The organism is Psychrobacter sp. YGAH215 (assembly GCF_007280595.1).
Taxonomy (GTDB): Bacteria; Pseudomonadota; Gammaproteobacteria; order Pseudomonadales; family Moraxellaceae; genus Psychrobacter; species Psychrobacter faecalis.
The window spans coordinates 334,348-346,523 of sequence record NZ_VKLR01000001.1; the positions used below are offsets into that span (position 1 = coordinate 334,348).

Consider the following 12,176-nt stretch of genomic DNA (forward strand, 5'->3'; position numbering starts at 1 on the left):
GTACGCCATTGCTGGCAATTTTCTAATGTCTGAGCCTAATTTACCCTTCTTACTCTTATAGAAATCGCCTCTACCAAGAGCCGCCTGCCCCGCCGCCGCCAAAGCCGCCGCCACCGCCGCCGAAGCCGCCACCACCAAAACCTCCGCCGCCGAAACCTCCACTACCACCGCCCATACCGGGCAGGAATACTATACCGCCGCCACCGCCGCGTCCTCCACGACCACCGCCTGAGCCACGCGAAATTAAAAACAGCCATATAAATATCGCCATAATTAACGTCATAAAGAAACCGCCGCCCAAGGCAAGCGAGCCTACAAAGAAACCGCCAGCGGTCAGGATAGAACCAAAGATGCGCCCAAAGATACTGGTAATAAAGCTACCAAATATCATTGCCATAACAAATAAAAACACTGGCGATGGGTTATCACCAATGTCATTTTGATTTTGACTGCGTTCGGCCGCTTGCGCATCGGCACGCGCCAATACTTCAGGATCAGCGGTCAGGCGCGTTTGCAGCGCGCCAATGCCCGCTAATATCCCAGCGCCATAGTCATTTTGCTTAAATAGCGGTGTGATGTCTTCGCGAATAATACGGTTGACCGCCGAATCTGGCAACACCCCTTCTAGTCCGTAACCCGTTAAAATATAGATATTGCGGTCATTAACGGCAACAACCATTAGCAGGCCATCGTCAATATCTTTATTACCCAGCTGCCACTTTTCCGCAACCTGTAGCGCATAATCAAAGATTGGCATGCCATTGGTGGTCGGTACAATGACCACCGCAGCTTGCGCCAAACCTTGCTGATAAATGCCTCTTAGCTGCGCCTCTAAACGCTGCTTTTCTTGCGGGTTTAAGATATTGGCTTGGTCGATAACTGGCGAGTTTAAGATGAGCTTATCGGCATCGACACCCTGAGCGCTTGATTGTACAGGCGGACGATTAGAAGTTGTTGAGGTGGTCGTATTACTATCGGAATTAGCAGCATTAGGATTGATAGCATCATTGCCAAGAATAGCTTCATTAATTGCTTCGTTACCTAAGACGGCATCGTTGATGGCTTCATTAGTTTCGGCAGCTTTTGCAATCGCTACCAATTCCTCGACACTACGGTTTTGCATATCTGAGGTGCTATCGCTAGCAACCGCCGTATTATTATTAGCATCGGGTGCTGCATGCAGCAGCGAGCCACTCCCAATGCTTAGAGTAAATAATAATGCGGATAAGAGTGCTGTTGAATGCTTCATCTAATCTATACCACCTCAAGTAACATCTGTACTAATAAATGACGACAAAACCAACTGCTATAAACGACAACAAAAAAAACGACTGACGATTAAGGCGTTACATCATTTTTGAGCCAATAAACGGACTATTAAATAATTGCACTGTCACATAAACAGTAGCATTTATACGCCATCATGGTAGATAGAACGCCTAAACTGAAAACTTTGCTTTACTGCGCCGTCTGCGCATTATCGTCGCCGAAGTTGACACTTGGTGCAGTCGATATTTCTTTTTCATTGGCAACGCTAAAGTTTGGTTTGGCGTCCATGCCAAATACTTTGGCCGTAATATTGGTTGGGAACTGACGCACGGTAGTGTTATAGCCCTGAACTTCTTGAATATAACGATTACGCGCCACCGTAATACGGTTTTCTGTACCTTCCAGCTGCGCCTGCAAATCTTGGAACAAAGCATCAGATTTTAGCTCAGGATAGCGCTCAGAAACCGCCATCAAACGCGATAGCGCGCCGGTCATCTGGTCTTGGGCAGCCGCATAGCGCTCCATCGCTTCAGGGTCATTAAGCAGCTCTGGCGTGACCGTAATACCACCCGCTTGTGAGCGCGCCGCCGCGACTTGAGTAAATACTTCTTGCTCTTGCTTGGCGTATTGCTGCACGACTTTGACCAGGTTTGGCACCAAGTCCGAACGACGCTGATATTGGTTGACCACTTCTGACCAAGCCGCGGTGACCTGCTCATCTTGCGCCTGCAAATTGTTATAGCCACAACCGCTCAAACCGACAGTAGAGGTCGCTAATACTGCTGATAGCAACATAGGTTTTAAAAAAGATTTACGCGTCATCGTTGACTCTCCTAATGATAAATAACAAACAAAACGTTTTTTAATCGCTTTTTTTAATGTTAAGCACTTATATGCACTTATAGTTTATTGCCTACTGGATTTTATAACCGACAGTTTCGCAGCTAACTGTTTCATGGCGTGAATATCGCAGCAGCAATATATTGTGCTAATAATGGCGCTATACCGTCACTTTTACAATTCATCGTTACCAAAACACAACCTCAAAGCAGCGTTTATCGTAGGGCTGTGGCGCATTTTAGGCATTTAGCACTACTGTTAACGCGACTGTCTTTTAAGCCCCCATTAACGGTTAATTAAAAAGTATTGGCCAATACAAGATAAATAGAAGATTTTTTGACCTTATATAAGCAATCGAGCAAAGAAAACCATTTATAAATGAACGCCCTTATAAAGAAAATTCTAGTAATTGACTAAAAAATATGGCAAATTGCAGTTACGTAGCCGTACGGTTTGAATACATTTGGTAGTGGACTTATAAGAATTTTGGTACTAGCTGCGTGTCAATGTCGCATCAAAAAGGATTGATAAACGACTAAAGACTGCTCTATTACCTTACTCTACCATGTAAGTGTAGTTAGCTGATATGACTCATAAAAAGTTAAGTGCCATCCTCTCGCTTACTGAGATGATGGTTATTTATATTATAACCGCCTGTTTTATCCACTGGTTTATTTTAAGCGCTTTACATAAAAGCAGCCTTAATAAACTATCAACGCTGATAAGCGGTTGCATACGCTCATTATTGTTCATAAACCAGACGGATAACAGCAGACAACTACAGTCCACCCTTAGTGGCTAAGCGCGTATGAAACTTAATCTGTAAGGAGAATTTCCACCGCAGTTAAGTGCATGCAGATTATTTGAGTGGTTGGTTTTAATAAGGATATTAAAGCTGGTCTACTCTTAGCATCATCATATATAGCCACTTTGAGACAGTACTAGGAATATACATATGGAAGGTTTAGTCGATTTAGTAAACGGAATTATCTGGAGCCCAGCATTGGTTTATCTCTGCTTGGGCGCAGGTTTATTTTATTCCATCATGACGCGCTTCGTACAAGTACGTTTATTCGGGGAAATGATTACCTTACTTTTTACCGGTAAATCAAGTGCACAGGGTATTTCATCATTTCAGGCACTCGCCGTATCCCTAGCGGGGCGTGTGGGTATGGGTAACATCGCTGGGGTCGCTGCCGCTATTGGTTTCGGTGGTCCTGGTGCAGTATTTTGGATGTGGGTTGTGGCTTTCTTAGGCGCATCTACTGCTTATGTCGAAGCAACCCTTGCACAGATTTATAAAGAAAAAGACGTCATCACTGGCGAATACCGCGGCGGTCCAGCTTACTATTTTGAGCGCGCCCTTGGTCAACGCTGGTATGGCATTCTTTTTGCCGTCGCGTCTATCTTAGCTTGCGGTATGTTCTTACCGGGCGTACAAGCAAACGGCGTTATCAATGCCTTTGCACAGGTCATGGGTGAAGGTACCATCATGAACCTTGGGGGCTTAGAAGTTGGCTCTATGCGTCTTGTGGCATTGGGTATCATTCTAGTGGTGCTAGCGATTATTATCTTTGGTGGTATCAAACGTATCGCAACCTTTACCGAGTATGCCGTTCCTTTTATGGCACTAGGTTATATTGGTCTAGCCCTCTTTATTATGTTTACTAACTATGAGATGATTCCAGAAGTATTTGGCTTAATCATTGGTGATGCCTTTACTGCGCAAGCGGGTTTTGGTGCAGCCATCGGTTGGGGTGTAAAACGTGGTATTTACTCTAACGAAGCGGGTCAAGGTACAGGTCCTCATGCTGCTGGTGCTGCCGAAGTTGAGCATCCATCACAGCAAGGTTTGGTACAAGCATTCTCAGTCTATGTTGATACCCTACTGGTTTGTTCTGCGACTGCCTTTATGATTTTGACCATGGGTACTTATAACATCCAAGGTACGCTACCTGAAGGACAATACATCGTACAAAACGTTGCGGCGGGCGTTGAGATTAACTCACCTGCCTTTACTCAGATGGCAATGGAGTCCGTATACGGTCAGTTTGGTAATACCTTTATCGCTATTGCCGTATTCTTCTTTGCCTTTACCACTATTTTGGCTTACTACTATATCGCTGAAGTAAACGTTGCCTACTTAACGCGCTTTATCAGCCGCGGTGCCAACAGAACTGGATTATTCTTAGTTAAAGTACTAATCATGGTGATGGTTGCTTATGGTGGTCTTAACTCAGCAGGCTATATCTGGGCAATCGGTGATATCGGTGTTGGTCTGATGGCATGGCTAAATATCGTTGGTATTTTGGTTATCTTCTTTGTCGCGCGTCCAACGCTGACTATGCTTAGAGATTATGAAGCACAGCGTAAAGCAGGCGTGAAGCACTATACCTTTGATCCAGCAAAATTCGGTATCAAAAATGCGCCGTATTGGGAAGAGCGTCATCTAAAGCAGCAACAAAGAATGGCAGCTCAAGACCCACTACATAAAGAACGTCTATAGCTTACTGAGCTATAATGTTATCTAAGCAGTATTGATGACACTACAAGCATCGATAAAACAAAAAGCCTGAGGCAATGGTCTCAGGCTTTTTTATGGACGTAAGGTTGTCATAAAAACTGTGATATATTTTGCGCTAAGTCATTAAATACAAAGAAGCCCAGCTCGGTGGCTGGGCTTCTTAGATGCTTTTATTGTTGTTTATAGCGATAAAATCAGCTTATTTAGGCAATAAAACCGTATCGATCACATGGACTACACCGTTGGTTGCCATCATATCGGTACCAACGATATTAGCGGTGTTACCACTGGCATCGGTAATCACGTTAGCATCACTGATAGAGATGGTTTGACCGTTTGCCGTGTCGATAGCGGTACCATAAGGGATGTCAGCAGCTTTAACCACCATCGGTACGACATGATACGTCAATACGCTAGTTAGCAACTCTTTATTACCGAGCAATTCCTCTTTAGTGACGTTCAGTTTGGTCAACAAAGCAGCAAAAGCATCATCGGTTGGGGCGAATACCGTGTACTGACCTTCTGCCATCATCATGTCATCAAGCTCAGCCGCTTGCAGCGCTTCGGTTAGGATGGTTAGATTCTCATTACCAGCAGCCATCTCACCGATACTTTGCGTCGCTGCTGCATCTATAGGCATCGCATCATCAGTAGACTCAGCCACTGCTTCAGCTGGCATATCTGTAGTAGTTTCTGGTTCAACGGCTACGTCAGTAGTTGCGGCTGGCTCAACTGGCTCAGTAACGGCTTCTTTATCGTTACAGGCCGCCAGTGACATGGCAGCGGTAACGACGGCGATAGATAATAAGTTCTTTTTTAACATAGGTCGTTCCTTTGAAATAACGGGTTTGTAGATGGTATTTTTTGATTTTAGAACGGTTTTAGTTTTGGAACTTTTAAATTTAGATACTGATATAAACACGGATAAATAAAAGTTTCTAGATGAAAATGCCGATAAATGAGTGATAAGTTAAGTAATATCACTCAATATCTACTATCTTAGCTGATTATTTTTTGCTTACTGCTGACTTAGTTAGCAGCACTGTATCGATCACGTATAGCGTCCCATTGCTAGGCTAAAAAAGAATATTAATTTATAACCTAGCAATAGTTATATAGCATTTGAATCTGCCTACTACCTAAGTAAATAATTTGTCGCTCTTTTACTGCTTATTTAGGTAATAAGTTGTTTAAGCGACAGGATTATTTAGTCAGTAGGTTATTTAGGCAGCAACACTCTATCAATCACATGTATCACGCCATTACTCGCCGCGATATCTGTTTTTAAAATCTTGGTGGTACGACCATTTTCATCCATTAATCGGCCTTGTGGCGTAATCACCAGCGTGTCATTATTGAGCATGGTGTAATTACCCGGTCTGACGTGTTTTTGATAAACAGGCGTATTACCTTTAAGCACATGATAGGTCAAGATTTTAGTCAACAACGGCTTGTTGGAAAACAGCTCAGCTTTGGTCATGCCGGTTTCTTGTAACGCTTGCACAAAAGCGGCATTGGTCGGAGCCAGTATCGTGTAGCTAGCACTGGTATCGGTCAGCGCGCCTGCCAAACCTGCTGCTTGCAAGGCTTCTACTAGTAGTGAGAAATCAGGATTACTTTGAGCAATCTGTACCACGTTCATATTGGCAGTTGGTTGGCTGTGCATGGGCGCTGTTGTGGCAGGGCTTTTGGTTGGCATCATATTATTACAAGCGCTAAGGCCTGCAATTGAAAGGGTTAAGATGCCAAGAGTGGCGATTTTGATCAGTTTCATAACATTGTCCTTAATGATTGAATGACTGCATGGTTTAATAAATGAATAGTTTACTGATTACAATTTATTGATTTTTATTACGGTCTTACGGTCAGATTGTCTTTCCTTAAAATCCTTGCCTATTCCGTTTTTAATTCTTAATTGCTAACCACTCTCAAATAAAAACCATTAACAGTTACTAATAAGCATTGCTTATGAAACGTCAATCCTTCTGAAATTAAATTAACATATCACAAAGCATTATAAACTTGCGTTTAGGCTAATTTTTGTAGTTTACGTGTAAACTAAAACAGTTTAATAAAACCTCGTATAAATAGCTGTTTTATAAATACAAATCAAAGCTTTAGGTAATCGTCTACTGAAATGATATTCATTTGTTCCAAGCGGCGTTATGCAATAGAATTTGTTATAACTGTATTTTTAATTTGGTACTTTTAATAATGTGCTAACTTTTAATACTATGCTCATTTCGTGCAACGATAATTGGTCATAGTAATCCATTTTTGTTATTTTCAAATACGATGCCGTCAGTGATAGTGCCAAAATGGAATAAGCGGAATAAGCACAATTCCGCGAGTAATAGCCGTTTCGTGCTAGAATAATCCAGATTTGCTTATCAATTTTTAAGCCACCTTTTTATCAATACTATTGTTTTATATAGTCTATTTTATAAGTAGCTAACTTAGTAAGTTCGCCCTAAAAACCTTGAACGACTTTATCTTCTTTCTTTTCTTATCTTAACTCTAATAAGCAGCGCTCCTATGACTCAAACCACCACCCCACCGACCTGTTCTCATAATCATACTGGTGTCATCAATACCAATACAGCCAATGCCGCCAATGTATCAAGCACGGCTAGTGACTTTATTTTGACACCGCCTGAGGTGTTTCCTTATAAAGAGCAGCAGTTAACCGCGCGCGCTCGTATTACTGAGCAGCTGGCGGCGCGGATTATGATGTTAGATGGCGCGATGGGCACCCATATTCAGACCTTTAAGTTAGAGGAAGCAGATTATCGCGGCGAGCGTTTTGCCGATATTGAGCAAGATGTACGCGGTAATAACGATTTGTTGGTGCTCACGCAGCCGCAGATGATTAAAGAGATTCATAGCGCGCACCTAAAAGCAGGTGCCGATATCATTGAAACCAATAGCTTTAACGGTACGCGCCTATCGATGGCCGACTACGACATGCAGCACCTCGTGCCTGAGCTCAATAAAACCGCTGCGAGAATTGCCCGCGAAGCTGCTGATGAATACACCGCTAAGACCCCAGAAAAGCCGCGCTTTGTGGCAGGCGTTATTGGGCCGACGTCGCGCACCTGTTCATTATCCCCTGACGTCAATGACCCCGCCTTTCGGAATATCACCTTTGATGAGTTGGTGCTTAATTACCGTGAGGCGACGCTGGCCTTGATAGAAGGCGGCGTCGATATTCTATTAATCGAGACCATTTTTGATACGCTAAATGCTAAGGCAGCAATCTTTGCCGTCACAGGCGTGTTTGATGATATTGGTTTTGAATTACCGATTATGATTTCTGGGACAATTACCGATGCGTCTGGTCGGACGCTTTCAGGCCAAACGGCTGAGGCATTTTATAACTCGATTCGCCATGCCAAGCCCTTATCTGTTGGCTTTAACTGTGCGCTTGGTGCTGATGCGCTGCGTCCACATATTCAAACGCTGTCAAATATCGCCGATACTTATGTCTCCGCCCATCCAAATGCGGGTTTGCCCAATGAATTTGGTGAGTATGACGAAACACCGGAGCAAACGGCTGCCCTGCTCGAAGGCTTTGCCAAAGCTGGCATTCTAAATATCGTCGGCGGCTGCTGCGGTACTACGCCTGAACATATTCGCCTAATTGCGGAGATGGTCGCCAATTACCCACCGCGCGTGTTACCTGAAATCCCTCCTGCTTGCCGCTTATCGGGACTTGAGCCATTTACCATTACCCCTGAAAGCTTATTCGTTAACGTCGGTGAGCGTACCAACGTGACGGGCTCAAAGAAATTCCTACGCTTGATTAAAACTGAAGCTTATACCGAAGCGCTCGATGTTGCCCGCGACCAAGTCGAGGGCGGCGCGCAAATCGTCGATATCAATATGGACGAGGGCATGCTCGACTCCAAACAGGCGATGATCCATTTCGTCAATTTGGTCTCTGGTGAGCCGGATATCAGCCGCGTGCCCTTGATGATTGACTCCTCTAAATGGGACATTATCGAAGAAGGGCTTAAACGCATTCAAGGTAAATCCGTCGTCAACTCTATCTCATTAAAAGAAGGCTATGATGAGTTCGTCGAACGCGCCAAGCTTTGTATGCGCTATGGCGCAGCGGTCATCGTCATGGCGTTTGATGAGGATGGTCAGGCCGATACCTATGAGCGCAAAATCGAGATTTGTCAGCGCAGTTATGATGTCTTGGTCAATGAAGTCGGCTTCCCTAGCGAGGATATCATCTTTGACCCTAATATCTTTGCGGTTGCGACCGGTATTACCGAGCATAATAATTACGGTGCTGACTTTATCAATGCCACCAAATGGATAACCGATAACCTGCCAAATGCGATGGTATCGGGCGGTGTATCGAACGTGTCGTTTAGCTTCCGTGGCAACCCGATACGTGAAGCCATCAATTCAGTCTTTCTATACCATGCAATTCAAAACGGCTTAACCATGGGTATCGTCAATCCAGCTATGCTGGAGGTTTATGATGATATTCCGAAGGAAGCTCGCGACGCCATCGAAGATGTGATGCTTAACCGCAATCAAGGCGAGAGTGGTCAAGAGGCGACCGAACGTTTGATGACCATCGCTGAGAGTTATCAAGACGGCGGTAAGAAAAAAGACAGCACCGTCGATATGTCATGGCGCGAAGGCACGGTCGAAGAGCGCATTGCCCATGCGCTAGTGAAAGGTATCACCACCTTTATCGATGCCGATACCAAAGAGGCGTGGGAGAAATATCCTAAGCCACTAGAAGTCATCGAAGGACCCTTGATGGACGGCATGAATATCGTCGGCGACTTATTTGGCGCCGGTAAAATGTTCTTACCGCAAGTGGTAAAATCTGCCCGCGTGATGAAACAATCGGTCGCATGGCTAAACCCATACATCGAAGCGGAAAAAGTCGAGGGTGAAAAGAAAGGTAAAATCCTTATGGCGACGGTCAAAGGTGACGTCCATGATATCGGTAAAAACATCGTCGGCGTGGTGCTTGGCTGTAACGGCTATGAAATCCTTGATTTGGGCGTGATGGTACCGTGTGAAAAAATCCTCGATACCGCCATCAAAGAGGAAGTCGATATCATCGGGCTATCAGGCCTCATCACGCCAAGCCTTGATGAAATGGTATATGTTGCCAAGCAAATGCAAGAGCGCGGCATGACTTTGCCCTTGATGATTGGTGGCGCGACGACCTCTAAGGCGCATACGGCTGTCAAAGTTGAGCCACAATATCAAAATGATGCCGTCATCTACGTATCAGACGCCTCACGCTCAGTGGGAATCGTGACCAAACTGCTATCAAAAGAGCACCGTCAAGATCTTATCGATGAGACGCGCGACGAATATATAAAGGTACGCGAACGCTTAGCCAAACGTCAGCCAAAAGCAGCAAAAATCTCTTATGCCGATGCTATCGAGCTTGGTTTTCAGTACGACTGGGATAACTATGTGCCGCCTGTGCCAAACAAACTCGGTCAAGTCATCCTTGAAGATTATCCCATCACTAACCTGCTGCCTTATATCGACTGGACGCCGTTCTTTATCTCGTGGGGATTGGCTGGTAAATATCCAAAAATCTTACAAGATGAGGTCGTTGGCGAAGCAGCGCGCGATTTGTTTGATAATGCCAATGACTTGATGCAAAAGATGATTGATGAAAAATTAATCGTTGCCAAAGGCGTCTTTAAACTCATGCCCGCTCGCCGCACTGGCGCGGATACCGTTACTGTCTATGATAAAGCACCGACTGAGGGCGGCACAGCAGAATATCAATTTGAGCATTTGCGTCAGCAGTCAGATAAAGCCAGCGGCAAGCCAAACTTTAGCTTAGCAGACTTTATCTCGCCATCAGATGCGCACACAGACTATCTTGGCGGCTTTACCGTCTCTATCGTGGGCACAGAAGCGCTCGCTGAACAGTATAAAGCGGCTGGCGACGACTATAATGCTATCATGGTACAAGCACTATCTGACCGCTTAGCCGAAGCCTTTGCCGAGCATTTGCATGAGCGCATCCGTAAAGACTACTGGGGCTATCAGGCTGATGAGACCCTCACTAATGATGAGCTGATCAAAGAAAAATACGTTGGCATCCGCCCAGCGCCTGGCTATCCGGCTTGCCCTGAGCATACCGAAAAAGGCAAATTGTTTGAGTGGATTGGTACGGGCGCGGCTATCGGTACTAAGCTCACCGAAAGCTATGCGATGTGGCCTGCGTCATCAGTCAGTGGTTTCTACTACTCGCATCCTAACAGTGAGTACTTCAACGTCGGTAAAATCAGCACCGATCAGTTAGAGAGCTATGCTGAGCGTAAAGGTTGGGATATCAAGACTGCTGAGAAGTGGTTGAATCCGAATTTGTAGGGATGTTGTTGAATTTTTTTAGCGTGTTTTTGAGGCGGGATTGGTTTTTATAGCCGTTCCCGCTTTTTGCTTCTATCTGCCAGTCTAGGCAAGGCGGTAGCACAGTTTGAGTCGTTCCTGTTGCCTTGAGACCACCTCAAAACCTAGCTACCGCAACTCGCCTAGCCCGTCAGGATATTCGCGATAATCGGGGCTAAAAAACCATGCTATGTCAGAGTTGCTTTATATAGTCAATCAATATTAAAAGTGGTACAAGGCAGACGAGTGCAAGTACTACAGTAGTAGGCTAAACGAGTCTAACGCTGTAACACTTTAACAGTGGTTCGACTATATTCTTATGATTAACTTAAACTTGTTAACTCAGAGACGTTTACACCCTCTAATCTAAACTATCTAAAAGTATCTTTAGTACGTGATAGGCATGTTCATAGACTTTTCTATGATCTTTATTTGGTACAATCTCACCATGGAAAAGGGCATTCCTAAGTCCATATATCACTTCTAACAGACACTTAAATATTTTTTCTTCATCTCTGATAAATTTATATGCCCCTATCTTAAAACAGTCATTTTCATTATCAGTTAACAAATTTTCAGGTTTAAATGGGTTTGCTGAATCAAATAAGTTAATGACTTTATTTTTTTGGTTACCTGAAAGTTGTAAATACTGACTGTTTAGAACAAAAGCATTTCTATCATAGACGCTTCCAGTATAGTTGAGAATTGTTGTTCTATCTGCTTTACTTACTGTAGCTTTAACCTCTTTAACAGCCGACCTCTCCATTTTAACTTCTAAATAATAACTAATCCCTCTAGCATGTGAGCGTTGTATTAAGTTGTTTCTATCAACCTCAATTACAAAATCATAAAAGCAAAGTCTTTTTCCATCGTTATGAACAGCCAGCTCCATTAGACTTCTATGAAGGGCAGCTAAGGATGCTTCAAACAAGCTTGCTTGTTCACTTTGTGAGCCTAACAATCCTATAGCTTTATTTTTAATACTATTACTCTCATTCTTAATTTTGTTAATAGCCTCTCTATCACTACCAATATTCGTATATTGATTCTTATACCATGCATTAAAAGATATCCAAGCTTTAATAAAATAAGTAAAATAATCAATATCTGTTAGAGTTTTCCATTTCTCGACATTTTCAACATATCCATTAGCCAT

7 protein-coding genes are annotated in these 12,176 nt (G+C 43.9%); 2 read left to right on the forward strand and 5 right to left on the reverse strand.

The genetic code is table 11. From position 1 onward, the window contains the following. Positions 1-70: 70 nt before the first annotated feature. Both FOR85_RS01345 and FOR85_RS01350 read right to left on the reverse strand, forming a co-directional pair. Complete coding sequence (locus FOR85_RS01345) at positions 71-1,249, reverse strand: YgcG family protein (protein WP_144296369.1); 1,179 nt, start codon at positions 1,247-1,249, stop codon at positions 71-73. 209 nt (positions 1,250-1,458) lie between these two features. Then, positions 1,459-2,091, reverse strand: a complete 633-nt coding sequence (locus FOR85_RS01350) for a LemA family protein (protein ID WP_144296370.1) — start codon at positions 2,089-2,091, stop codon at positions 1,459-1,461. Between the two features lie 973 nt (positions 2,092-3,064). On the opposite strand from FOR85_RS01350, the gene FOR85_RS01355 reads away from it, so the two are divergent. Beyond that, positions 3,065-4,615 (forward strand): sodium:alanine symporter family protein, encoded by a 1,551-nt coding sequence (locus tag FOR85_RS01355; RefSeq protein WP_144296371.1) that lies wholly within the window; start codon positions 3,065-3,067, stop codon positions 4,613-4,615. Positions 4,616-4,832: 217 nt separating this feature from the next. Here FOR85_RS01355 and FOR85_RS01360 read toward each other — a convergent pair whose 3' ends face one another. Both FOR85_RS01360 and FOR85_RS01365 read right to left on the reverse strand, forming a co-directional pair. Next, entirely contained in the window at positions 4,833-5,456 is a 624-nt protein-coding gene (locus FOR85_RS01360; RefSeq protein ID WP_144296372.1) for a fasciclin domain-containing protein, read from the reverse strand. 396 nt (positions 5,457-5,852) lie between these two features. Further along, positions 5,853-6,407 carry a fasciclin domain-containing protein gene (locus FOR85_RS01365; RefSeq protein ID WP_144296373.1) on the reverse strand — a complete coding sequence of 185 codons (555 nt, stop codon included), beginning with the start codon at positions 6,405-6,407 and terminating at the stop codon, positions 5,853-5,855. Between the two features lie 953 nt (positions 6,408-7,360). Here FOR85_RS01365 and metH point away from each other — a divergent pair. Then, positions 7,361-11,002, forward strand: a complete 3,642-nt coding sequence (metH, locus tag FOR85_RS01370; protein WP_373681932.1) for a methionine synthase — start codon at positions 7,361-7,363, stop codon at positions 11,000-11,002. A gap of 379 nt (positions 11,003-11,381) precedes the next feature. Here metH and FOR85_RS01375 read toward each other — a convergent pair whose 3' ends face one another. Further along, the gene (locus tag FOR85_RS01375; protein WP_144296375.1) at positions 11,382-12,176 is read right to left on the reverse strand and encodes a hypothetical protein; all 795 of its coding nucleotides are present in this window, start codon (positions 12,174-12,176) and stop codon (positions 11,382-11,384) included.

Excerpts from the sequence above, each read along its gene's own strand:
- FOR85_RS01365 (WP_144296373.1), bottom strand. The coding sequence starts at position 6,407 with ATGAAACTGATCAAAATCGCCACTCTTGGCATCTTAACCCTTTCAATT.
- metH (WP_373681932.1), top strand. The coding sequence starts at position 7,361 with ATGATGTTAGATGGCGCGATGGGCACCCATATTCAGACCTTTAAGTTA.
- FOR85_RS01375 (WP_144296375.1), bottom strand. The coding sequence starts at position 12,176 with ATGGCTAATGGATATGTTGAAAATGTCGAGAAATGGAAAACTCTAACA.
- FOR85_RS01345 (WP_144296369.1), bottom strand. The coding sequence starts at position 1,249 with ATGAAGCATTCAACAGCACTCTTATCCGCATTATTATTTACTCTAAGC.
- FOR85_RS01350 (WP_144296370.1), bottom strand. The coding sequence starts at position 2,091 with ATGACGCGTAAATCTTTTTTAAAACCTATGTTGCTATCAGCAGTATTA.
- FOR85_RS01360 (WP_144296372.1), bottom strand. The coding sequence starts at position 5,456 with ATGTTAAAAAAGAACTTATTATCTATCGCCGTCGTTACCGCTGCCATG.
- FOR85_RS01355 (WP_144296371.1), top strand. The coding sequence starts at position 3,065 with ATGGAAGGTTTAGTCGATTTAGTAAACGGAATTATCTGGAGCCCAGCA.